This window comes from Leeuwenhoekiella sp. A16 (assembly GCF_047946675.1).
Classification (GTDB): domain Bacteria; phylum Bacteroidota; class Bacteroidia; order Flavobacteriales; family Flavobacteriaceae; genus Leeuwenhoekiella.
This window is the reverse complement of record NZ_CP172313.1, coordinates 4199484-4223150: the sequence shown is the minus strand read 5'-3', so window position 1 is coordinate 4223150 and position 23667 is coordinate 4199484. Positions and strand designations below refer to the sequence as shown.

Annotated in this window: 20 protein-coding genes; 11 read left to right on the top strand and 9 right to left on the bottom strand. The window is 38.3% G+C overall.

The genetic code is table 11. The features are described from left to right. Positions 1-54 precede the first annotated feature (54 nt). From ACH3O9_RS18440 to ACH3O9_RS18410, 7 genes are all read left to right on the top strand, one after another. Complete coding sequence (locus ACH3O9_RS18440; protein WP_416442920.1) at positions 55-1038, top strand: N-acetylornithine carbamoyltransferase; 984 nt, start codon at positions 55-57, stop codon at positions 1036-1038. A 1-nt stretch (position 1039) separates the two neighbouring features. Next, positions 1040-1819 (top strand): acetylglutamate kinase, encoded by a 780-nt coding sequence (argB, locus tag ACH3O9_RS18435; protein ID WP_416442918.1) that lies wholly within the window; start codon positions 1040-1042, stop codon positions 1817-1819. After that, positions 1816-2880, top strand: coding sequence for a M20 family metallo-hydrolase (locus ACH3O9_RS18430; protein ID WP_416442916.1), 1065 nt, complete (start codon positions 1816-1818; stop codon positions 2878-2880). The genes argB and ACH3O9_RS18430 overlap by 4 nt, the downstream gene beginning before the upstream one ends. Positions 2881-3397: 517 nt before the next feature. Further along, a complete protein-coding gene (argH, locus tag ACH3O9_RS18425; protein WP_416442914.1) occupies positions 3398-4684 on the top strand; it encodes an argininosuccinate lyase in 1287 nt (428 codons plus the stop codon). An 87-nt stretch (positions 4685-4771) separates the two neighbouring features. Further along, complete coding sequence (locus ACH3O9_RS18420) at positions 4772-5443, top strand: hydrolase (RefSeq protein ID WP_416442912.1); 672 nt, start codon at positions 4772-4774, stop codon at positions 5441-5443. A gap of 473 nt (positions 5444-5916) precedes the next feature. After that, on the top strand, positions 5917-8166 hold the full coding sequence (gene katG / locus ACH3O9_RS18415; RefSeq protein ID WP_416442910.1) for a catalase/peroxidase HPI: 2250 nt from the start codon (positions 5917-5919) through the stop codon (positions 8164-8166). Between the two features lie 117 nt (positions 8167-8283). Beyond that, positions 8284-9045 carry an oxygenase MpaB family protein gene (locus ACH3O9_RS18410; protein ID WP_416442908.1) on the top strand — a complete coding sequence of 254 codons (762 nt, stop codon included), beginning with the start codon at positions 8284-8286 and terminating at the stop codon, positions 9043-9045. A gap of 68 nt (positions 9046-9113) precedes the next feature. Here ACH3O9_RS18410 and leuB read toward each other — a convergent pair whose 3' ends face one another. The 4 genes from leuB to ACH3O9_RS18390 form a co-directional block, all read right to left on the bottom strand. Continuing rightward, complete coding sequence (leuB, locus tag ACH3O9_RS18405; protein WP_416442906.1) at positions 9114-10229, bottom strand: 3-isopropylmalate dehydrogenase; 1116 nt, start codon at positions 10227-10229, stop codon at positions 9114-9116. A gap of 80 nt (positions 10230-10309) precedes the next feature. After that, positions 10310-10894, bottom strand: coding sequence for a 3-isopropylmalate dehydratase small subunit (gene leuD, locus ACH3O9_RS18400; protein ID WP_416442904.1), 585 nt, complete (start codon positions 10892-10894; stop codon positions 10310-10312). Continuing rightward, positions 10894-12279: a 3-isopropylmalate dehydratase large subunit gene (gene leuC / locus ACH3O9_RS18395; RefSeq protein ID WP_416442902.1), complete on the bottom strand. Its 1386-nt coding sequence runs from the start codon at positions 12277-12279 to the stop codon at positions 10894-10896. Before leuC ends, leuD begins: the two co-directional genes overlap by 1 nt. A 101-nt stretch (positions 12280-12380) precedes the next feature. Beyond that, entirely contained in the window at positions 12381-13553 is a 1173-nt protein-coding gene (locus ACH3O9_RS18390; protein WP_416442900.1) for a 2-isopropylmalate synthase, read from the bottom strand. Between the two features lie 127 nt (positions 13554-13680). On the opposite strand from ACH3O9_RS18390, the gene ACH3O9_RS18385 reads away from it, so the two are divergent. After that, positions 13681-15243 carry a hypothetical protein gene (locus ACH3O9_RS18385; RefSeq protein WP_416442898.1) on the top strand — a complete coding sequence of 521 codons (1563 nt, stop codon included), beginning with the start codon at positions 13681-13683 and terminating at the stop codon, positions 15241-15243. Then, a complete protein-coding gene (locus ACH3O9_RS18380; RefSeq protein WP_416442896.1) occupies positions 15243-16142 on the top strand; it encodes a DMT family transporter in 900 nt (299 codons plus the stop codon). Before ACH3O9_RS18385 ends, ACH3O9_RS18380 begins: the two co-directional genes overlap by 1 nt. Here ACH3O9_RS18380 and ACH3O9_RS18375 read toward each other — a convergent pair. Both ACH3O9_RS18375 and panB read right to left on the bottom strand, forming a co-directional pair. After that, the gene (locus ACH3O9_RS18375) at positions 16139-16780 is read right to left on the bottom strand and encodes an RluA family pseudouridine synthase (protein WP_416446728.1); all 642 of its coding nucleotides are present in this window, start codon (positions 16778-16780) and stop codon (positions 16139-16141) included. The genes ACH3O9_RS18380 and ACH3O9_RS18375 overlap by 4 nt on opposite strands. Positions 16781-16963: 183 nt before the next feature. Next, the gene (gene panB / locus ACH3O9_RS18370) at positions 16964-17782 is read right to left on the bottom strand and encodes a 3-methyl-2-oxobutanoate hydroxymethyltransferase (RefSeq protein WP_416442894.1); all 819 of its coding nucleotides are present in this window, start codon (positions 17780-17782) and stop codon (positions 16964-16966) included. A gap of 68 nt (positions 17783-17850) precedes the next feature. On the opposite strand from panB, the gene ACH3O9_RS18365 reads away from it, so the two are divergent. Then, positions 17851-18300, top strand: coding sequence for a nuclear transport factor 2 family protein (locus ACH3O9_RS18365; RefSeq protein ID WP_416442892.1), 450 nt, complete (start codon positions 17851-17853; stop codon positions 18298-18300). On the opposite strand, the gene ACH3O9_RS18360 is transcribed toward ACH3O9_RS18365, so the two are convergent. From ACH3O9_RS18360 to ACH3O9_RS18350, 3 genes are all read right to left on the bottom strand, one after another. After that, positions 18297-19730 (bottom strand): L-serine ammonia-lyase, encoded by a 1434-nt coding sequence (locus tag ACH3O9_RS18360; protein ID WP_416442890.1) that lies wholly within the window; start codon positions 19728-19730, stop codon positions 18297-18299. The two genes, ACH3O9_RS18365 and ACH3O9_RS18360, sit on opposite strands and share 4 nt — an antisense overlap. A 106-nt stretch (positions 19731-19836) precedes the next feature. Continuing rightward, positions 19837-20841: an alcohol dehydrogenase gene (locus ACH3O9_RS18355; RefSeq protein WP_416442888.1), complete on the bottom strand. Its 1005-nt coding sequence runs from the start codon at positions 20839-20841 to the stop codon at positions 19837-19839. A 62-nt stretch (positions 20842-20903) separates the two neighbouring features. Continuing rightward, positions 20904-21569, bottom strand: coding sequence for a type II CAAX prenyl endopeptidase Rce1 family protein (locus tag ACH3O9_RS18350; protein ID WP_416442886.1), 666 nt, complete (start codon positions 21567-21569; stop codon positions 20904-20906). A 174-nt stretch (positions 21570-21743) separates the two neighbouring features. Between ACH3O9_RS18350 and dnaK the strand changes: the two genes are divergently transcribed. Beyond that, positions 21744-23657, top strand: a complete 1914-nt coding sequence (dnaK, locus tag ACH3O9_RS18345) for a molecular chaperone DnaK (RefSeq protein ID WP_416442884.1) — start codon at positions 21744-21746, stop codon at positions 23655-23657. The last annotated feature ends 10 nt before the right edge of the window (positions 23658-23667 follow it).

Below are 23667 nucleotides of genomic sequence, written 5' to 3'. Positions count from 1 at the left end.
AAAATTTGCAAATATGTCAGGCTGAGCTTGTCGAAGCCACATTAAATATCAATAATGAAAAAATACACCGAACTTACAGACATAGAAGATTTGCCCGCGCTTATCGCGCAGGCTCGTGAATTAAAGAAAAACCCGTTTGCTTTTGAGCATTTGGGCCATCATAAAAGATTAGTGATGTTGTTTTTTAATAGCAGTTTACGTACGCGTTTAAGTACAGAAAAAGCAGCACGTAGTCTGGGTATGGAAGTAACAGTAATGAACTTCAATAGCGATGCCTGGAAACTCGAGTTTGAAGATGGAACGGTGATGAATGCAGATACTTCAGAACATATAAAAGAGGCCGCGCAGGTGATTTCGCAATATGCAAATATTATTGCCGTTCGTGCTTTCCCTACGTTGACAGATAAAGAAAAAGATGAATCTGAATATGTGATTCGCAGTTTTGTAAAATACGCTTCGGTACCGGTTGTAAATATGGAAAGTGCTACGGCGCACCCATTGCAGGCGCTTGCAGATGCAATTACAATTACTGAAAAAAATACGGTTAAGAAACCAAAAGTCGTTTTGAGCTGGGCACCGCATCCTAAAGCTTTGCCGCAAGCTGTGGCAAATTCATTTACAGGAATGATGCAAATGATGGATATTGATTTTGTGATCACGCATCCTAAAGGTTATGAATTGAGCCCGGAAGTTGTAAAAGATTCAACAGTAATTTACGATCAGGAAGAAGCGCTAAAAGATGCAGATTTCGTTTACGTGAAAAACTGGAGCAGCTATTCAGATTACGGTAAGATCACAAATACTGACGAAAATTGGATGATTACCAAAGAAAAATTGGGCGAAGCAAAATTTATGCACTGCCTGCCGGTAAGGCGTAATGTAATTGTAGAAGATGCTGTTCTTGATAGCGATCATTCTTTGGTTATAGAACAGGCAAATAACCGGACTTTTGCGGCTCAGGTCGTTTTAAAGCAAATTCTGGAAACCGCACAGTCTGGCGAAATATTAAAATCTCATAAGTTAACTTCTCACATGTAATATGAAACCTGTACTGAATATTGTAAAAATAGGCGGGAATATTATAGAGAAAGAGGAAGATTTGCAGGCATTTATAGCCGATTTTGCTCAGTTGCCGGAACCTAAAATTCTGGTTCATGGCGGCGGGAAACTGGCCACACAAATGGCAAACGAACTAGGGATTGAGGTGAAAATGACTCAGGGAAGGCGAATTACAGATGCCGAAACTCTTGATGTGATCACAATGGTTTATGGCGGTAAAGTCAATAAAAATATTGTAGCACAGTTGCAAAGTCATTCCTGTAATGCTATCGGTCTTTCAGGAGCAGATGGCAATACGGTGCTTTCGGTTAAAAGGCCGGTGAAAGAAGTAGATTTTGGCTTTGTGGGTGATGTGGTAAAAGTAGATGATCAAATTATAGATTCATTGCTTAGTGCCAAACTTACTCCTGTTTTTTGCGCGATCACCCATGATGGTAACGGTCAGTTATTCAATACTAATGCAGATACGATTGCTTGTGAGATAGCCCGTGCATTTGCAGAAAAATACGAAGTTGTACTGTATTATTGTTTTGAAAAAGCCGGTGTTTTACTTGATGTTGAAGATGAAAGTTCGGTTATTGAAAGTATAGATACAGATACTTATAGAGATCTAGTCGCTCAAAAAATAGTAGCAGACGGGATGCTGCCCAAACTTCATAATTGTTTTTATGCATTAGAAGGCGGTGTAGATCAGGTACGGTTAGGAAAACCTGAAATGCTCAGTAATAATAACATTCCGTTCACCAAATTAGTTTTATGAACATAACAGAATTGACTCAAAAAGCAATCGATCTGCTGCAAAATTTAATTTCGACGCAGTCTTTTTCGTCAGAAGAAGATAACACCGCGACGCATATAGAAAACTGGTTTAAGGAATACGGGATTCCCTTTACAAGAACTGTAAATAACGTTTGGGCAACAAATAAATATTTTGACGAAAGCAAACCCACGCTCTTATTAAATAGTCACCACGACACCGTTCAGCCTAATAATGGTTACACAAGAGATCCTTTTAGTCCGGATATTGAAGATGGAAAATTATTTGGCTTGGGAAGTAATGACGCAGGCGGTTGTTTGGTTTCATTAATTGCAACTTTCACTAATTTTTATGCCGAAGAAAATCTGAAATATAATCTGGTTTTAGTCGCTTCCGCGGAAGAAGAAAGCAGCGGCGCAAATGGTCTTAATAGTATGCTAAAGGTTATTCCGCCTGTTGATGTTGCGATTGTAGGCGAACCCACATTAATGAATTTGGCTGTAGCCGAAAAAGGATTGGTTGTTTTTGATGCTGTTGTAAAAGGAACTCCGTCACACGCAGCACATCCCAATACTGATAATGCGATTTATAAAACGATTCCTGTTCTGGAATGGTTCAGGGATTTTAAATTTGAAAAGATTTCGGAAGCTCTGGGTGAAGTCAAAATGACTGTAACGCAGATCAATGCAGGGAAACAGCATAACGCGGTTCCGGCAGATGTGAGTTTGGTTATAGACGTTCGGGTAAATGATAAATATACAAATCAAGAAATAACCGACTTATTACAGCAAAAATCGCCCTGTGATGAGCTAAAACCTCGTAGTCTGCGGTTAAATTCCTCTAGTATTCCAGTAGATCATGAACTCGTAAAAGCCGGAATAGCATTAGGAAGAACCACTTACGGCTCACCTACTTTGAGCGATCAGGCAGTTTTAACTTGTCCGTCACTTAAATTAGGTCCAGGTGATAGCACACGCTCGCACAGTGCAGATGAATTTATTTATGTGCACGAGATAGAAGAAGGGATTGATTTATATATTAAACTTTTAAGTAAAATATTGTAATGGAATGGGAACCTGCAAGGTCTCCAAGACCTTGTAGGTTTATATAATTGTAAGTTTTAGCAATCAAAATTGAAATGGGAAAGACCTACAAGGTAGACAAAACCTTGCAGGTCGCCAAGTCGTTTTGAAGAGGAACGATTTTTAAATCGTTCACTTTTATAAATAAACAATAATTATTTTAGGCTTAGAATAAAATATTGAAAGCGTCATTCTGAATTTATTCCGATAGCTATCGGAACAGAATCTCAAACTGCTCATAAAAATATTATGGGAACCGGAAATACCTTAGGGAATCTAATCAACCTGCAAGGTCTCAAAGATCTTGTAGGTTTATATAATTGTAAGTTTTAGCAATCGAAAATAAAACAGGAAAGACCTACAAGGTTGATAGAAACCTTGCAGGTCAACCAGTCATTTCAAAGTTGGTACAACTGAGAAATCATCTATTTTTACACAGAAACAATATATTAATAAATTCCCCTCCGTTGAGAGTGGTTAGGGGAGGAAAAAACAAATTATGAAACTCTGGGATAAAGGAATAAGCATCGACGATAAGATCATGAATTTTACGGTAGGCAACGACCGCGAGATCGATATGCATATCGCAGCGTATGATGTGCAGGCAACGACGGCGCATGTGAAGATGCTTCACAAAATTGGAATTCTTGATAAAAGCGAACTTGAAAACCTCCTCCCAGAGCTAGAAAAGCTCGCCCAGAGTATAAAAAATGGCAGTTTTATTATAGAAAATCACTTTGAAGATGTTCATAGTAAAATTGAAGCCGAATTAACCGCCGCTTTAGGCGATACCGGAAAGAAAGTACACACCGCACGGTCTCGCAATGATCAGGTACTGGTGGCGCTACAGTTATATTTTAAAGATAGTTTACAAGGTATAAAGGCGCGTACCATCTCCCTTTTTGAAACCTTGATGCAATTGGCAGAAACGAATCAGGAAAAGCTTTTGCCCGGTTATACACATTTACAGGTTGCTATGCCCAGCAGTTTTGGACTTTGGTTTTCTGCTTACGCGGAATTACTGATTGATGATTTAATCATGCTGAAAGCGACCCAACAAGTTGTAGATCAAAATCCATTAGGTTCTGCGGCAGGTTATGGGAGTTCGTTTCCTATTGACCGCGAATTCACAACTCAGGAAATGGGTTTTAACACGCTTAAATATAATGTGGTCGCAGCACAAATGGCTCGTGGTAAAAGTGAGCGAACGCTTGCCGCAACTTTAGGCGGACTAGCAAATACTTTAGCGCGTTTCTCAATGGATATTTGCCTGTATATGAGTCAGAATTTTGGTTTTATAAGCTTTCCGGAGAAATTAACCACCGGAAGCAGCATCATGCCTCACAAGAAAAATCCGGATGTTTTTGAGTTAATTCGGGGGAAATGCAATAAAATTCAGGCGCTTTCCAGCGAAATGATCTTAATTACAAATAATCTTCCCAGCGGTTATCACAGGGATTATCAATTGCTAAAAGAAAATACCATCAGCGCTATTGAGACTATGAAAGATATTCTTGAGATCTTTGATTATTCAATCGCTCAAATAGAAGTGAAAGACATTGACCTAACAGATGATAAATACAAATATCTATTTACGGTTGATAGTATTAATGATTTGGTTATGCAGGGCAAATCTTTTCGCGAAGCATATCAAATTATAGGAGGTCAGGTTCAGGAGGGTAGTTATTCCCCTGAAGCCGGGAAAAAGCATACCCATGTAGGGAGTATTCATAATCCGGGTTTTGAACAAATTAAGGACAAAATGAGATCTCTGGTAAAGTTATAACTGCGTTGTTTTTAATTAGTTTCTTTTAACAAAAGCCTAAGAATTAGGTATCTGTTTTTTCATCATTTTAGATAAAAGTAAAACGTGATGAAAAAGGAAGATCTTATTCCCGCATTTGGCAGCAAACTCCGCACAAACATTGTGACTGTACCTGAGATTATCAATGAATGTTCAGGAATTCGGGTCTTTGGGCAGCTCTTAAAATCTTTTCTTTTTAGTACAGATATCGCGATTATAAGAAATACAAATGCCAATGCTATAATTGCGGTATATCCATTTACTCCTCAACCTATTATAAGTCAGGCTTTGATTACCGCTGCAGATAAACCTATTTTTTGTGGAGTAGGAGGAGGTGTGACTTCAGGTTTGCGATCTGTAGAATTAGCCCTTCATGCGGAATTTCAAGGTGCTTTAGGTGTGGTGATCAATAAACCTGCAAGCAATGATTTAATAAAGGAGTTAAAGCAGAAAATTGATATTCCCGTAACAATTACGGTAGTTTCAGAACTTGATGATATTGAAGGAAGACTTGAAGCAGGAGTAGACATATTCAATGTTTCTGGTGGTGAAAATACTTCTCAAATTATCTTAAAAATACGCTCGATCGATAAAAATGTTGCCATAATTGCAACCGGCGGAAAAACTGAAGAGACAATAGCTCAGGTTATTAAGGCAGGTGCCAATGCTGTCTCATATACACCGCCTTCTACAGGAACTTTATTTAAAGAGATTATGAAGAAGTATAGAAGTGAATGCTAGATTATGTTGTAGTTGTATTCAAATGCCCTCAATACTTACGCAAACTAGTAGATGAAAATTGGCAGACTTTTTCAAGACTTCAGGAAATATCTAAATTATTAACCGATTTTGACCGTACAGACGCAATTTTTGGCATCTGTAGACGGATTTTTCGATTCCGAAAATCTGTAAATTACGGACAGAAATGGGTGGTTTTACAATTCTTACCTTTTCGTAATAGTTAAATATCAGGAGAAATCCGGGCAGAATTCTGCGCAAAAAATTATAAGGAGAACACATTAAGATGCTTCTATATCCATAGCAATATTTCAGATCTGCATACTCTGTAATAATTTATCTTTTAAATCTTTTTAGTAAATTAAGGCCTATATAAAAAAGTAATAGTTTTTTATTATTTCTAAATCAAAAAGATAGATAAAAACTATCGACTTAAATATTGTAAATTCGTGCTTTAATAACAAAAATCGACAATAATGGAAGATAAATCAAATTCGCTATCCGGAACTCATAAAGTGTGGGAGGTTAACGAATCTTCAGCAAAGTGCCCATTTTTGAATGACAAAATGGATCATGTTGCTGGTGGAGGCACAAGTAATAAAGATTGGTGGCCTAATCAACTGAACTTAAATATACTGCGTCAAAATTCAGATAAAGTTGATCCTATGGACAAGGATTTCAATTATGCTGAAGCATTTAAAACATTAGATTTACAGGCAGTAAAAAATGATATTTACGGATTAATGACTAACAGCCAGGAATGGTGGCCTGCAGATTACGGGCATTACGGTCCTTTCTTTATTCGTATGGCATGGCATAGTGCAGGTACGTATCGTATACAAGACGGTCGTGGTGGTGCCGGTTCAGGTTCTCAACGTTTCGCACCTTTAAATAGCTGGCCAGATAATGCTAACCTTGATAAAGCTCGTTTACTTCTATGGCCTGTTAAAAAGAAATATGGTAAAAAATTATCATGGGCAGATTTATTGGTTTTAGCTGGTAACTGTGCACATGAGTCAATGGGATTAAAAATGTTTGGCTTTGCCGGTGGTCGTGAAGATGTATGGCAGCCGGAAGAAGATATCTACTGGGGTTCTGAAACAGAATGGCTGGGTAACAAAGAGCGTTATGCAGAAGGAGATTTAGAAAGCCCTCTTGGTGCTGCCCATATGGGATTGATCTATGTGAATCCTGAAGGACATAATGGTAACCCTGATCCGCTTGAGTCTGCTCATTATATTCGTGAGACTTTTGGCCGTATGGCAATGAATGATTATGAGACTGTAGCATTAATTGCAGGCGGTCATACTTTTGGTAAAACTCATGGTGCCGCAGATCCTTTAGAATATATAGAAGAAGAACCCGCTGCAGCAGGAATTGCAGAGCAGAATTTGGGTTGGAAAAATAAATTTGGAACAGGTAAAGGCGCAGATACTATTACCAGTGGTATTGAAGGTGCATGGACAAATACTCCTACTAAATGGAGTCATACTTATTTTGAAAATCTATTTGGTTTTGACTGGGAATTAACAAAAAGCCCTGCCGGAGCTTTTCAATGGAAACCAAAAGATAATGCAGGTGCAGGTACGGTTCCAGATGCACACAGGCCAGACGTAAAGCATGCTCCTTTCATGTTGACAACAGACCTTTCTTTAAAAGTTGATCCTGCTTATGAAAAAATATCAAGACACTTTTTAGAAAACCCTGAAGAATTTGCAGATGCTTATTCTCGTGCCTGGTTTAAACTAACGCATAGAGATATGGGCCCTATTGAAAGATACCTGGGTCCTGAAGTACCACAGGAAGAATTGATCTGGCAAGATCCTGTTCCTGCGGTTGATCATGAGTTGATAAATGAGCAAGATATTGCTGCTCTAAAAGAAAATATTTTGGCTTCAGGCTTATCAATAGCAGAACTTGTTTCTACAGCATGGGCATCAGCTTCTACATTTAGAAATTCAGATAAACGTGGTGGTGCTAATGGTGGTCGCATAATGTTAGAACCACAAAGAAACTGGAAGGCTAATAATCCTGATAGATTGAAGAAGGTAGTTGATACACTTGGTGGTATCTATAATGATTTTAATAGTTCTCAATCTGGCAATAAGAAAGTGTCTATGGCTGATCTTATTGTTTTAGCAGGTTGTGCCGCAGTTGAGAAATCGGCTAAAAATGCTGGTTACGAACTAACAGTACCTTTTGCGCCTGGCCGTACAGATGCAAGTGCAGAGCAGACTGATATAGAGGCTTTTGAAGCACTTGAGCCTCATGTAGATGGTTTCCGTAATTTTGCAAAAAGAAAGTACAGCGTAGCGACAGAAGCACTTCTTGTTGATAAAGCTCAGTTACTTAATTTGACTGCACCAGAAATGACTGTTTTAATTGGAGGTTTAAGAGCGCTAAATGCAAATTATGATGGTTCTAAGCACGGTATATTTACAGATCGTCCTGAAACACTTTCAAATGACTTCTTTGTAAACCTACTTGATTTTGGAACGACATGGAAGGCAACTTCTGAAGATGATGAATTATTTGAAGGTAGAGATCGCGCTACTGGTCAGGTGAAATGGACAGGTACTCGTGTAGATCTTATTTTTGGTTCAAATTCAGAATTGCGTGCACTTGCAGAAGTATATGCATCTGATGATTCTAAAGATCGCTTTGTAAATGAGTTTGTTGCAGTTTGGAACAAAGTGATGAACCTTGATCGTTTCGATTTAAAATAATTAGAAACTATTTATTTACAATTAAAAGGGAGCAATTGCTCCCTTTTTTTATACCAATCAAATTGTAAGAGAAACGCGATACTAAAAAGGCGTGATTTTAGTTATCTTTTAAAGCCTATGGAAAATTTTGTAAAAGACGATTCTATTATTCGAGAGATATGGGGAAAAAGCGATACTGTTCTGCTAATTTTTGCGGGAGCGGCGGCAGAATTTGCTTTAAATAAAGCGGTTGATTGGCTCTACTTCACCGGGAAATTGCCTGCAGATCCGTTGGGGCGTTTGTTCTCTACAGTTACCTATGCGAGAAAAATAATCTTTGCAGATAAAACAACTTCATTAAAGAGTATTGATTCTATCTATCATATACATAAAGCTGTTGAAAATTCCCGAGAAAGTAAAATACCAGACTGGGCTTATCGAGATGTGCTTTTTATGCTTATTTATTATTCCATAGCTTCGTTTGAGGTGCTGGAAAGAAAATTAACTTCGGAAGAAAAAGAAGAGATTTATAATGTGTTCTTCAGAGTGGGAGAGCGGATGCGCTTAAAAGATCTGGCACCTAATTATCAATCATGGCTTGTTCAGCGAGAGGAGCATTTAGCAAATGATCTGGAGAAAAGTAAATATACTAAAGATCTCTTTAAACAATATAAAAAGCATTTGGGAACGGTTAGATACTTTGTACTGATTGAAGGACAAAAGTTGATTATTCCGGACAGAGTAAGAATATTACTAGGACTTTCCAAAATATCTTTACTTAGTTTTATATTGCCTTTTTATAAATTGAGCAGGTTCTTGCATCTTGATAATTTGATCAAAAAAGTATTGTTACCGAAGAAATACGAAACAGAAATAAATGAAATAAACGTGGTGGTGTGAAAAATTTAAATAAAAAATGCGACTCATAATGAACCGCATTTTTTATATTCTAGTATTCTAATAGATATCTAGATTATCGTACTCTGTCCCATATGAACATTCCTAAAATTTACATTAGTATCTTCAGGATGTGTAATATAATCGGCTATAAAGTCACCTACTTTTGAGGTAGGAAATGCTTTTTCCGGATTAATATCTTTGGTTGTAATTCCTAGTTCCAGTGATTTTTCAACTGCTTTTTCAACTATCTCAGCCTCTTCGTTTAAATTTAAATGTCTTAAAAGCATCGCTGCAGACAGAATGGATGCCAATGGATTTGCAATATCTTTTCCTGCTCCTTGAGGAAACGAACCGTGAATAGGCTCAAACAAAGCATTCTCCAGACCTACCGAAGCTGAAGCTAACAATCCTATCGATCCACCAATAACGCTGGCTTCGTCACTTATAATATCTCCAAATAAGTTTTCCGTAAGAATTACATCAAACTGACTCGGGTTAAGAATCATTTGCATTGCTGCATTATCTACAAAAAGAAAATCTAATTCTACATTAGCGTATTCTTTACTGATTTCAGTAACTGTTTTACGCCATAAACGCGAAGTTTCAAGGACGTTAGCTTTATCTACCAGCGTTAACTTTTTTCTTCTTTTTTGAGCTTCTTTAAAAGCAAGATGTGCGATTCTTGATATTTCCTCAACTGAATATGAACAGCCATCACTTGCGACTTGCCCGTCATCGCTTAAATGTTTATCACCAAAATAAATACCGCCTGTTAATTCGCGATAGATCGAAATATCAGTTCCTGAGATTATTTCTCTTTTAAGCGGTGAGTTATCAATCAATCGCTCGTATGCCTTAACTGGTCTTATATTACAAAATAATCCAAGTGATTTACGCAAACGTAATAAGCCTTGTTCGGGACGTACTTTAGCAGAAGGATCATTGTCATATTTGGGATGGCCAATTGCACCAAATAAAATAGCGTCGCTTGCCTCACAAATATCTATAGTTTCTTCAGGTAAAGGGTTACCCGTTTCATCAATTGCCACAGCACCTACAAGAGCTTTGGTATAGATAAAAGTATGGTTATATATATCAGCAATTGCATCTAAAGCTTTTTTTGCCTGGGCAGTAACCTCAGGACCAATGCCATCACCGGGAAGAAGTGCAATATTGTATTTCATGGTAATAATTAAAAAAACAGATTAGGGAACCCTATAATAGGTTCCCTAAAGTTATAAAATTAAATGTAAAGATATTTTATTTATACGGACTGTAATTGCTCGAAGGCCTCTATTTTTTCTTTTTTACTTATCAGAAAATCAATGTCATCGTATCCATTTATCATGCAAACCTTTTTGTAAGGATCAATATCAAAAGGCATGACACCAGCAGGAGAATGTAAATTCTGATTTTCAAGATCTATTGTGATCTCGGTTTCTGGATTTTCCTGAATAGCAGCTAGTAATTTAGATAAATAATCAGGTGTAACCTGTATTGGTAAAATCCCGTTATTTAATGCATTTCCTCTGAAAATATCTGCAAAAAAGCTGCTAATTACTACTTTAAACCCGTAGCCAGCCAGAGCCCACGCCGCATGCTCACGACTCGATCCACAACCAAAATTATCACCAGCTACGAGAACAGATCCTGAAAAAGTATCATCGTTTAAAACGAAATCTTTATTTTCTGATCCATCTTTATTATATCTCCAGTCTCTAAATACATTATCTCCAAATCCCTGTTTGTCTGTAGCTTTTAAAAAGCGCGCAGGAATGATCTGGTCTGTATCTATATTCTCAATAGGTAATGGAACTGCTGTATCTGTAAGTTTTATAAATTTTTCCATTAGTTGAGACTTTTAGTAATATCTATAATTTTACCTTCTACCGCAGTAGCGGCTGCCATTAACGGGCTTGCAAGAATTGTTCGCGCACCTTGTCCCTGACGACCTTCAAAATTTCTATTTGAAGTAGAAACGCAGTATTCACCTGACGGTATTTTATCATCATTCATTGCCAGACACGCGGAGCAACCAGGCTGACGTAAGGCAAAACCGGCCTCTGTAAATATTTTATCGAGTCCTTCATCAACAAGTTGCTTGGCGACCTGTCTGGAGCCGGGAACTAGCCATGCATTAACATTAGGCGCTTTCTGCTTTCCTTTAACATAATTTGCAGCAATTCTAAAATCTTCAATTCTGGAGTTTGTACAACTTCCTATAAATACATAATTAATAGGTTTATTAATCAAAGATTCACCTTTATGTAATCCCATATATGCAAGGGATTTCTCAAGATTAATATCATTTCTGTCTGGTATGCGCCCTGTTACTTTGATTCCCATTCCCGGGTTTGTACCATAAGTAACCATAGGTTCTATATCTGCCGCGTCAAATGAATATTCCTGATCAAAAACTGCATCGTCATCTGTAGGAAGCGTTTTCCAATAAGCCAGTTTTCTGTCCCATTCTGCTCCTTCAGGTGCAAATTTGCGCCCTTTTACATACTCAAAAGTGGTTTGATCTGGCGCGATCATTCCGCCTCGAGCTCCCATTTCTATACTCATGTTACACACAGTCATACGACCTTCCATAGACATCTCTTCAAAAACATTTCCTGCATATTCACAGAAATATCCTGTACCTGAATTAGTCCCGATTTGAGAGATAATATAAAGAATTACATCTTTTGGCAGAACTCCGTTTTTCAGTTTGCCATTTACGTTTACGCGTAATTTTTTTGGCTTAGTTAGTAAAAGACATTGACTGGCAAAAACCTGTGCTACCTGGCTAGTACCAATACCAAAGGCAATTGTACCAAAAGCACCGTGAGTAGAGGTGTGGCTATCACCACAAACCATGGTCATTCCCGGTTGTGTAACTCCTAATTCGGGAGCCATAACGTGTACAATACCATTGTATTCATGACCTAAAGCGTAAAGCGTTATGCCGTGTTTCTCACAGTTTTCTGAAAGTTTTTTAAGTTGATTTCGCGAAAGCGCATCCCGTACCGGTAAATGTTGATCTACGGTAGGTGTGTTGTGATCTGCTGTTGCCACAATTTGGTCTGGGCGAGCGATTGGTATTCCGCGTTCTTCTAGTTCGGCGAAAGCCTGTGGACTAGTGACCTCGTGAATTAAATGTTTGTCTATGTAAAGTATTTGTGGGCCGTTTGATACGGTGTCTACTACGTGAGCATCCCATACTTTATCAAAAAGTGTTTTTCCTGCCATTTTATAATATCGCTGAGCTAAAAAATCTACTGATTTTTGAACTCTAAAACGCGTTTTTTAAATGCTTTTAGCCGATTTTCTACCCGCCTTGAGCAAATTATTTAAGCTATTGCTGCTGTTTGAATATTTGTAACTCGCATGATCTCGTGAATATCATCATCAAGAATCTCTTTTTTGCGGTCTGCAAAGTTCAGAAATTCTTTGTAAACTACATCAAGTTGTATCTTAGTAAGTTCATAACCTACCTTTTTAGAACGGTAGGCTAGGGCAGCGCGACCGCTACGGGCAGTAAGTACAATTGCACTTTCTGTCACACCTACTTCTTCAGGATCCATGATTTCATAGGTTTCTCTATTCTTGATCACTCCATCCTGATGTATACCAGAACTGTGCGCAAAGGCGTTAGAACCTACAATTGCTTTATTAGGTTGAACCGGCATTCCCATTTTTTCACTCACCATGCGGCTTGTGTCATAAAGTAATCTTGAATTTACATTTGTATCAAGATCAAGATAAGGGTGCTGTCTTAAGATCATTACCACTTCTTCAAGCGAAGTATTTCCTGCACGCTCTCCTATACCGTTTATTGTGCATTCTATTTGTCTTGCGCCATTCATCACCCCGGCAATTGAGTTGGCAGTTGCTAAACCAAGATCGTTATGACAATGGCAGGAAAGTATTGCTTTCTCGATGCCTTTTACGTTCTCTTTAAGGTATTTTATTTTAGCGCCATATTCTTCAGGAAGACAATAACCTGTGGTGTCTGGTATATTTAATACCGTAGCACCCGCTTTTATTGCGGCTTCACAAACTCTTGCCAGATATTCATTTTCGGTACGGCCGGCATCTTCAGCATAAAACTCAACATCTTCTACAAATGTTTTCGCGTAAGCTACAGCATCAATAGCACGTTGAATAATAGCTTCACGATTTGATTTAAATTTATGCAGAATATGAGAATCACTTGTGCCTATACCAGTATGTATACGAGGTCTTTTTGCATATTTAAGAGCTTCTGCAGCCACCTCAATATCTTTTTTAACTGCACGGGTTAGACCACAAACCGTTGCATTTTTAACCAGTTTTGCAATTGATTCAACAGATTTAAAATCACCCGGACTAGAAACCGGAAATCCTGCTTCTATAACATCAACGCCCAGAAGATCCAGACGTTCTGCTATAACTAATTTTTGTTTAGTATCTAACTTACATCCGGGAACCTGTTCTCCATCACGTAAGGTTGTGTCAAAGATCTGGACTTTATTATCACTCATAGTGGTTTTTTTCTCAATTTAAGTGTGAATATATATATTGGTAGTAAATTTGGTACAACCTTAAAGAAAAAGCCTACGATGTTTAAGGGTTTTTATTGATTTTTATATAGTTGATATTCAGTTATTTATGCGTAAAATCATTACAACAGCAAATGATACAAAAGATCCGCTCTTTACGTTAGTGAAGTCGCTTTCAAAATCTGAAAAGCGTCAATTTAAACTATACGTGGGCAGACTTGAAGGCAATGCAGAATCAAAATATTTGCAGCTCTTTAATTTGCTTGACAAGATGAATATTTATGATGAGAGCGAAATCTTAAAAAAAGGAATTGTCAAGAAACAGCAACTTTCTAATCTTAAAGCGCATTTATACAAACAGGTTCTCATAAGCCTGAGGCTGAGTCCTGCTCATCAAAATATAAGAGTTCTTATACGAGAACAACTCGATTTTGCCACTGTTTTATATCAAAAAGGACTTTATCAACAAAGTTTAAAGTTGCTTGATAAAGCAAAACAAATGGCGATTGAGAATGAAGAGAAAAACGTCGCTTACGAGATTGTTGAGCTTGAAAAAGTTATAGAATCACAATATATCACGCGTAGTATGAGCACGCGTGCGGAAGAACTTTCTCATGAGGCCGAAGTGCTGAGTCAACAGAATATGATGACCAGCAAATTGTCTAATCTTTCGCTTCAGCTTTATGGTATAATGCTAAAAATGGGTTACGTGCGCAGCGATGAAGAAAAGCAGGAGATCACGACCTATTTTAATGAGCATTTACCCGATTATGATATCAATTCGCTGGGTTTTCGCGAGAAGCTGTGGCTGTACAAAGCTTATTTGTGGTACAGTTTTTTAATTCAGGACTTTATTTCGTGCTTTAAATATGCAACTCGTTATGTAGAGTTATTTGATGAAAATCCTAAGATGATAGGTCGCAATCCCGTATTTTATTTAAAAGGGAATCACTATCTGCTGGAGTCGCTTTTCTACCTGAAGCACCACACAAAGTTTAAAGAAGTTCTTGAAAATCTATTAGAAAAATTAAAAGATCCTGACTTCCCAAAAAGTGATAATCTGGAGACTCTGGAGTTTCTTTATGTTTATTCAAACAAGCTCAATATGAAGTTTATGGTTGGTGATTTTACCAGCGATGATCATCTTGTTGACGAAATTTTAAAACGTTTAAAGTCCCTGGGAAATCATCTTGATGAGCATCATGTAATGGTTTTTTATTATAAAATAGCCAGTTTGTACTTTGGCGCCGGGGAGCATAAAAAATGTATTTTCTTTCTCGAAAAAATAATTAATAATAAATCATTAAAGTTGCGAGAAGACCTTATGTGTTTTGCACGCATACTTAATCTTGTGGCACATTATGAAGCGGGAATGGACTATCATCTTGAAACATTATTGAGAAGCACTTATAAGTTTTTGATCAAAATGAATGACATGCACGAGGTGCAAAAAGAGATGATCAAATTCCTTAGAAACCTTGGAGATATTTTCCCCGGTGAATTGAAAGACGAATTTAAGAAATTGAGGAAACGCCTAGAGGTTTATGAAAACGACCCATATGAGCGCAGAGCTTTTCTATACCTCGACATTTTATCCTGGCTTGACAGCCGAATTGAAAACCGACCTGTGGCAGATATAATTAGAGAAAAAGCTTTAGTTTTGATCCGTTAATGGGCAAAATATCTCCTTTTCTTAAGAATTTAATTCAGCTTAATATTGCCATGGTGCTCATAAGCACTAGTGGAGTTCTGGGCAGAGCAATCAATTTATGGCCGCCGCTTACAATTGGTTTACGTGCGATATTAGCAGGATTATTATTATTTGCTTTTTTAAAGTGGAAAAAGATAAATCTTAAGATCGCTAAAAAAGATCGATGGACTATTCTTCTTGGCGGAATTTTATTTGGAATTCACTGGACGGCTTATTTTCAGGCATTGCAGTTAAGCACCGTAGCGATTGGGATGCTCACTATTTATACTTACCCAACTTGGACGAGTATTTTAAGCCCCATAATTCTGAAAACGAGATTTCAAAAAATTCACTTATTATTGGGATTGCTGGTAATTGCAGGGATATTCTTTCTGGTACCAGAATTTGATTTTGAAAATAAATATACACAGGCTGTAGCTTTTGGTCTTTTTTCCGCTTTAGCGTATGCTTTGCGAAATATTTTAATGAAAAAACAAGTTGAGAATTACCACGGAAGCTTACTTATGTGGTATCAAATGATAATTATCGGGGTTCTGCTATTGCCCATAAGCGTCACGATATCACCCACAGAACTCGTAGATTCTTTACCTATTTTATTAACGTTGGCCCTAATTACAACAGCATTGGGCCACACGTTGTTCTTAATGACATTCAAGCATTTTAATATCACAACGGCTAGTATTATTAGTAGCGTGCAACCTGTTTATGGCATCATAATAGGTCTTGTCGTTTTAGGAGAAGTACCTAAAACAGGGACTATTATTGGCGGGTGTTTAATTTTAAGCGCGGTAATTTTTGAAAGCCTGCGTGTTGCCAGAATACAAAAGAAAGAGAGGTTGCAAACTGCTAAAGAACATTAATCCAGGCAAGCGTTCCACACAGGATCTTCAGAGGGTGGTGGAGCTACAAATGTCATCATCTCTTTTTGTACCGGATGCAAAATAGTTAGTTTTCTTGAGTGCAAATGAATGCTGCCATCTTTATTACTTCGGTCAAAACCATATTTAAGATCGCCTTTTATCGCGCAACCAATTGCAGATAACTGAGATCTGATCTGATGATGACGCCCGGTATGCAGATCAATTTCAAGAAGGTAATAGTTATCCAGTTTTTTCAAGATTTTATAGTCTAAAATCGCCATTTTACTGTCATTTACTTCCTTTTCGTGAGCGTATGATTTATTCTGTTTTGGGTTGCGTTTTAAATAATGAATGAGCGAGTCCTGCTCTTTTGGCGGTGCATTTTTAACCACTGCCCAATAGGTTTTTTTAGCTTCTTTTTCAGCGAAAAGCTTATTTAGTCTGGGCAATGCTTTCGAGGTACGGGCAAAAACGACAATACCGCTGGTTGGTCTGTCTAGCCTGTGAACAACCCCTAAGTAAACGGCTCCCGGTTTGTTGTATTTATCAGCGATATAGCTTTTTACCACTTCGCTTAAAGGTGTATCTCCGGTTTTATCTCCTTGCACAATATCACCGGGGCGTTTATTCACCACGATAATATGATTGTCTTCATACAGAACCTGCAGATTATCTTTGTTGCTATGTGTGGATTCCGTTTTCAGGGCTGTTTTGGTTGATTTTCTTATTACTTAGGAGGGTAGAAATAAAAAGTTTTACCCCCCGCCTTCGGCACCTCCCCTTTAAAAGTGGAGAAATTCTAAATTGAGAGTGTATAAATTTTAATATTGTTCGTCGTCGCTTGGGAAATCTTGGCTTTTTACATCACTAATATATTGCTCAAAAGCACCGGTCATTTGCTCGTAAAGATTTAGATATCTGCGTAAAAATCTAGGGTGAAATTCATGTGTCATTCCCAGCATATCGTGCATTACAAGAACCTGACCATCAACGCCATTTCCGGCACCAATTCCTATAACAGGAATGGTCAAACTTTCTGCAACCTCTTTAGCCAGTTTAGCAGGTACTTTTTCAAGTACAACCGCAAAACATCCTGCTCTTTCAAGCATCAATGCGTCTTCTTTCAGTTTTTCAGCTTCCTCTTCTTCTTTAGCTCTTACGGTATACGTTCCAAACTTATAGATAGATTGTGGCGTTAAACCCAAATGACCCATAACCGGAATCCCGGCATGTAATATTTTCTTAATAGAATCTTTTATTTCTTTACCGCCTTCAAGCTTTACCGCGTGACCGCCGCTTTCTTTCATAATACGAATGGCAGAACGCAAAGCTTCCTTTGGGTCACTTTGATAACTGCCAAAAGGTAGATCGACCACCACAAGAGATCTTTTTATGGCACGCACCACAGAAGAGGCGTGGTAGATCATTTGGTCTAAAGTAATAGGTAAAGTCGTCTCATGACCGGCCATTACGTTAGAAGCAGAATCACCTACAAGAATAACATCTATGCCCGCCCGGTCTACAATAGTCGCCATTGTAAAATCATAGGCTGTTAACATAGAGATCTTTTCTCCATGAGCTTTCATTTCGGTGAGGGATTTTACCGTAATGCGCTTATATTCTTTTTTGGCTGTAGACATGTAAAGATTTTTTGTGGCGGTAAATGTAGTAAATTAGGAAGGTTCTAGCTAAAGAGCTATATTTAAAAATGAAAAATACGTTTCTTATTTCCTTATTAGTTTTACTTACTACAGTGAGTTTAAATGCTCAAACTAAAGAAGAAGCAAAAGCAGCTGTTGATGCCTTTTTTGAAGCTTTTCATAAACAGGATACGATCGCTCTGGGCGAAATGACCTACGGCGAAATAAAACTCAACTCGATCTCTGAAAAATCAGGTGAAAATGAGCTAAAATCGGAAGATTATGGCGAATTTCTAAAAGCTATCGCTTCAATACCTAAAACAACCAAATTTGAAGAACGCCTGTTGAGCTATGAAATAAATGTAGACAGCAAAATGGCAAATGTGTGGACGCCCTATGAGTTTTATCTCGACAATAGCTTAAGTCATTGTGGTGTAAACAATTTTCAATTGATCTGGGTAAAAAGCGGCTGGAAGATCATTAATATCACAGACACGAGATCGAAGGATTGTAATTAACAATCACTCAAAGCAACATTTACTGCCAGACCGCCTTCGCTGGTTTCTTTATATTTTGTGTTCATATCCTGCGCGGTTTGCCACATTGTTTCGATCACTTTATCTAATGGAACTTTAGCATTTTTTGCGTCGGTGTCAAGCGCCATTTCGCAGGCATTTATTGCTTTTATCGCGCCCATAGCATTACGCTCAATACAGGGAATTTGTACTAGTCCGCCTATCGGGTCACAGGTAAGACCCAGATGATGCTCCATTGCGATCTCGCTTGCCATTAAAACCTGTTCTGGAGTTCCGCCCATAAGTTCTGCAAGTGCGCCCGCTGCCATAGCGCTAGACACGCCAATTTCGGCTTGACAACCGCCCATTGCTGCTGAGATTGTTGCTCCTTTTTTAAAGAGACTTCCTATCTCGCCGGCAACCAGCATAAACTGTTTAATATCCTGAAAATTTGCATCGTGGTTTTCAATGACCATATAGTACATCATTACTGCGGGAATCACACCCGCGCTTCCATTAGTGGGCGCAGTTACAACTCTTCCCAGCGAAGCGTTTACTTCATTTACCGCTAAAGCGAAACACGAAACCCATTTAAGAATTTGGCGAAATTTTATTTCTTTATTTCTAATAGCAGCGATCCACTCGTCAGAGTTGGTATATTGACCGTCTTCAATTAGTGTTTTATGCGTGTCAAAAGCTCTGCGGCGCACATTTAGTCCGCCGGGAAGCGTACCTTCAGTATGACAACCGGTGTACATAGAATCGAGCATAACCTGCCAAATATCGTGCAATTTGCGGTCGATTTCTTCCGCGGAAGCGAGCGATAATTCGTTATGATAAACTATCTCAGATATTTTTTTATTCTCTTTCTCGCAGAAGTTTAGAAGCTCTTTACCGCTTTGTACAGGGTAGGGGAAGCCCTTCAATTTTTCCTGTTTAATTTTAGAACGCAGGCGTTCCTGTTGTACCACAAAACCGCCACCAATAGAGTAATATGTATCTGTAGTTTTCTTTCCGTTTTTTAGCTGAGCGCGAAAGGTGATACCGTTAGGATGAAATTCTTTAAACTTTCTGTTGAAAATAACATGAACTGAAGGATCAAAAGCCACTTCTAATTCTGAATTTAACGAGATGCTTCTCTTCGTTTCTATACGCTCAAGAACAGAAACAATCTCATCAATAGGAAAAGTTTGCGGGTCTAGACCTTCAAGACCAAGCTGCACCGCAATATCTGTAGCATGCCCTTTACCGGTAAGCGAGAGTGAGCCGTATAATTCTACATGAATGGTCTCAACAAGGTGAAAGTTACCTTTCGCTTTAAGCTTATCAATCCATCTTCTTGCAGCCCGCCACGGGCCCAATGTGTGCGAACTTGAGGGTCCCACACCTATCTTGAGCATATCAAAAATGCTAATGCTTTCTATTTTACGCATATCTCTCTCTTGGCTGCAAATGTAAAATTTTATAATAGCCTTTATACGTATTTATAAAAAAGAAAACACCGCCAAAAAGCGGTGTTTTTATATCAAAAATCGGGTTTTAAGGCACTAAAACCACCCTAAAACGAGCTTTATTATTGATCATTTTATCGTAAGCTTCTTTTACATCGTCAAGCTTAAATTCTTCAATCATGGGTACGGTGCCATTCATTGCACTAAAGCGAAGTGTATCTTCACTATCTGGTGCAATACCACTAGGCCAGCCTTTTAAGGATTTTCTACCCATCAATAATTGCATAGGCGATACTTTAACCGGCTCACCTGTAGCGGCAATGAGCAACATCTGCCCGTCTATGGCAAGACCATCTACTACAGATGAAATCGCATCACTGTAAGGAGCGGTGGCAACTATAAGATCTGCACCACCTAACTTTTGAAGCTCTTCTGCCGCATCCTGATCATTAGTCGCAATAAACTGATGAGCGCCTAATTCGGTTGCCAGATCTTTTTTATCATCGCTAGTAGAAATTGCGATCACGCGCATTCCCATTTTATTGGCAAAGTGAATGGCAAGGTGACCCAAGCCGCCTATTCCCTGCACAGCAACAGTGTCACCTGCGCGAATCCCCGAATTTCTCATACCATTATAAACCGTTATTCCCGCACAAAGCAGAGGAGCAGCTTCAGATGATGATAATTCTTCAGGAATTATGGCAACCGCTTCCTGAGGAGCTGTCATATATTCGGCATAGCCACCGTCATAAGAAATACCGCAAATTTTTGCTTTTTTACAACTAATGAAATCCCCACGCCGACAAGGTTCACATTCAAAACAATGCCCACCGTGCCAGCCTACACCTACGCGTTGGCCTTTTTTCCACATCTTTACATCTGCGCCTACTTCTTCTACAATTCCCACAACTTCATGCCCGGGAATTCTGGGGTAATCTATGCCGGGAAAATGACCTTCTTTAACTAATGCATCACTGTGGCATATACCGCAGGCTTCCACTTTAATAAGAACCTGTTTAGCTTCTGGTTTTGGAATATCGCGTTCTATAATTTCAAATTCTCCACCCGGTTTGGGTACTTGTACTGCTTTCATATTGATTTTTTTGATTTGCCTTGAAATTACGAAAGGGCTGAAGGATAAAGGTGAAGAAAAAGTTAAATACCATTTCTAAAAAAGATGATAAAAGCGAAGGCCATGCCGTTGTTCATGGCATGTAATAAAATAGACCAAATGAGAGATGTATTTTTTAATTTCACAAATCCCAGTATGAATCCTGCAATAATACGAGGCAGAATAAGAAGAAAAAGAGTAAGGTTTACTGTAAAAGCATCTACATAATTAGTGATGTGTACAAAGCCAAAAATGAGAGAAGTAATAATTAGCAGCAGGTTTTTATGCTTATTTAGCCAATTTCTTATGGCAGAAGTCCGATTTTTAGGAAGCAATTCTCTCCCTATATAGGTTACTGCAAATAAGAATATGAGAGTGAAAGTGATTTTCACCGCCCAGTGCACGTCTAGTGGAACAAAACGAACCAGGAAAAATACAGGCCAGACGGCAATAAAAAGTATCAGGTCAATATGCCGTGGAGCAATAAGCGTACGGAACATCATTTCTTCAGCAATAGGAGCAAACACTACAATAAGAACAAATGCCCTGAGCATGTTAGATTTAAGTAGGTCTAAAATACCATCCTGTTTATAGGTATTGAGATCTATAGAGGGCACAAAGTGAGATAGTATAGAGAGTAGAATGCCGTACAGCATGTAAGCACCTATTAATATAAAGAAAGAAGAAATAAGGGTTTTTAATTTTAGCATTGGTAAACTTAGAAAGGTAAATATAATAGACAATGCATATTAGTCTGCTGTAATAATTTTTTAAAGCTGTAGCGAAAAAGTATTATGACAACCTGTCATATTGATTTAGGTGGCATAATGATTGACTTAAACACACCGAACGAAATTTAATAACACTTAAAATTATATATCGAGATGAGTAAAATCATAGGAATTGACTTAGGGACGACCAACTCCTGCGTTGCTGTAATGGAAGGTAGCGAGCCGGTAGTAATCCCAAATGCTGAAGGAAAAAGAACAACACCTTCTGTGATTGCTTTTGTAGAAGGAGGAGAAATTAAAGTAGGAGATCCTGCAAAGCGTCAGGCGGTAACTAACCCAACAAAAACGATTTCTTCTATCAAGAGATTCATGGGTAATAAGTACTCAGAATCTACTAAAGAAGCAGATCGTGCTGCTTATAATGTAAAAAAAGGTGATAACGATACGGCGAGAGTAGATATTGACGGTCGTTTATATACACCACAAGAGCTTTCTGCTATGATTCTTCAAAAAATGAAGAAAACCGCAGAAGATTATTTAGGACAAGATGTAAGTCGTGCCGTAATTACTGTACCTGCTTACTTTAATGATGCACAACGCCAGGCGACAAAAGAAGCTGGTGAGATCGCAGGTCTTAAAGTAGAACGTATAATCAATGAGCCTACAGCTGCAGCTTTAGCTTATGGTCTTGACAAAAAACACAGTGATCAAAAAATCGTTGTTTTTGACTTTGGTGGTGGTACACATGATGTGTCTATCTTAGAATTAGGAGACGGCGTTTTTGAAGTATTATCAACAGATGGTGATACACACTTAGGTGGTGATGATGTAGACAGCAAAATTATTGACTGGTTAGCTGAAGAGTTTAAATCTGAAGAAGATATGGACTTGCGTAAAGACCCAATGGCTTTACAACGTCTTAAAGAAGCAGCTGAAAAAGCAAAAATTGAATTATCATCTTCTACACAAACTGAAATTAACCTGCCTTACGTTACGGCTACCGCTAGTGGACCAAAACACTTAGTACGTACATTAACACGTTCTAAATTTGAGCAGCTAATTGACGATTTAGTAAAAAGAACAATAGAACCATGTGAGTCAGCTTTAAAAGCAGCAGGACTTTCAAAAAGTGATATTGATGAGATCATATTAGTAGGTGGTTCTACACGTATCCCAGCTGTACAGGAAGCTGTTGAGAAATTCTTTGGTAAAAAACCTAGTAAAGGTGTAAACCCTGACGAAGTTGTTGCAGTAGGTGCAGCGATACAAGGGGGTGTATTGACAGGTGATGTAAAAGATGTATTGCTTCTTGATGTAACTCCGTTATCATTAGGTATTGAGACTATGGGTGGTGTGATGACCAAATTAATTGAGGCTAACACAACTATACCAACTAAAAAGTCTCAGGTATTCTCTACAGCTGCAGATAATCAACCAAGTGTTGAGATTCACGTATTGCAAGGAGAGCGCCCAATGGCAGCAGATAATAAAAACATAGGTCGTTTTCACCTTGACGGAATTCCACCAGCACAGAGAGGAACTCCACAAATTGAAGTGACTTTTGATATAGATGCTAATGGTATCATTAAAGTATCTGCAACAGATAAGGCTACAGGTAAATCTCAGGATATTCGTATTGAAGCTTCTTCAGGTTTAACAGAAGAAGAAATTCAAAAAATGAAGTCTGAAGCTGAAGCCAATGCAGAATCTGACAAAGCAGCTAAAGAGAAAGTTGAAAAACTGAATGAGGCTGATGGTATGATCTTCCAAACTGAAAAGCAACTTAAGGAATTTGGTGATAAATTATCTGATGATAAGAAAAAGCCAATTGAAGATGCTTTAGAAGAATTGAAGAAAGCATATGCTTCTCAAGATGTTGCAACAGTGCAACCAGCTTTAGACAAGATCAACGAAGCATGGACAACAGCTTCTGAAGAAATGTATAAAGCTCAAGCTGAAGCAGGAGGTCAACCAGGAGCAGATGCAGGTCAACAAGCCGGCGGAAGTTCTGAAGGTGGCGCAAACAGCAGCGATGTTGAAGACGTTGACTTTGAAGAAGTGAAGTAAATATAAATTT

Bases quoted from the DNA above. Each gene is read 5' to 3' on its own strand.
- ACH3O9_RS18440 (WP_416442920.1), top strand. From the start codon at position 55: ATGAAAAAATACACCGAACTTACAGACATAGAAGATTTGCCCGCGCTT.
- argB (WP_416442918.1), top strand. From the start codon at position 1,040: ATGAAACCTGTACTGAATATTGTAAAAATAGGCGGGAATATTATAGAG.
- ACH3O9_RS18430 (WP_416442916.1), top strand. From the start codon at position 1,816: ATGAACATAACAGAATTGACTCAAAAAGCAATCGATCTGCTGCAAAAT.
- argH (WP_416442914.1), top strand. From the start codon at position 3,398: ATGAAACTCTGGGATAAAGGAATAAGCATCGACGATAAGATCATGAAT.
- ACH3O9_RS18420 (WP_416442912.1), top strand. From the start codon at position 4,772: ATGAAAAAGGAAGATCTTATTCCCGCATTTGGCAGCAAACTCCGCACA.
- katG (WP_416442910.1), top strand. From the start codon at position 5,917: ATGGAAGATAAATCAAATTCGCTATCCGGAACTCATAAAGTGTGGGAG.
- ACH3O9_RS18410 (WP_416442908.1), top strand. From the start codon at position 8,284: ATGGAAAATTTTGTAAAAGACGATTCTATTATTCGAGAGATATGGGGA.
- leuB (WP_416442906.1), bottom strand. From the start codon at position 10,229: ATGAAATACAATATTGCACTTCTTCCCGGTGATGGCATTGGTCCTGAG.
- leuD (WP_416442904.1), bottom strand. From the start codon at position 10,894: ATGGAAAAATTTATAAAACTTACAGATACAGCAGTTCCATTACCTATT.
- leuC (WP_416442902.1), bottom strand. From the start codon at position 12,279: ATGGCAGGAAAAACACTTTTTGATAAAGTATGGGATGCTCACGTAGTA.
- ACH3O9_RS18390 (WP_416442900.1), bottom strand. From the start codon at position 13,553: ATGAGTGATAATAAAGTCCAGATCTTTGACACAACCTTACGTGATGGA.
- ACH3O9_RS18385 (WP_416442898.1), top strand. From the start codon at position 13,681: ATGCGTAAAATCATTACAACAGCAAATGATACAAAAGATCCGCTCTTT.
- ACH3O9_RS18380 (WP_416442896.1), top strand. From the start codon at position 15,243: ATGGGCAAAATATCTCCTTTTCTTAAGAATTTAATTCAGCTTAATATT.
- panB (WP_416442894.1), bottom strand. From the start codon at position 17,782: ATGTCTACAGCCAAAAAAGAATATAAGCGCATTACGGTAAAATCCCTC.
- ACH3O9_RS18365 (WP_416442892.1), top strand. From the start codon at position 17,851: ATGAAAAATACGTTTCTTATTTCCTTATTAGTTTTACTTACTACAGTG.
- ACH3O9_RS18360 (WP_416442890.1), bottom strand. From the start codon at position 19,730: ATGCGTAAAATAGAAAGCATTAGCATTTTTGATATGCTCAAGATAGGT.
- ACH3O9_RS18355 (WP_416442888.1), bottom strand. From the start codon at position 20,841: ATGAAAGCAGTACAAGTACCCAAACCGGGTGGAGAATTTGAAATTATA.
- ACH3O9_RS18350 (WP_416442886.1), bottom strand. From the start codon at position 21,569: ATGCTAAAATTAAAAACCCTTATTTCTTCTTTCTTTATATTAATAGGT.
- dnaK (WP_416442884.1), top strand. From the start codon at position 21,744: ATGAGTAAAATCATAGGAATTGACTTAGGGACGACCAACTCCTGCGTT.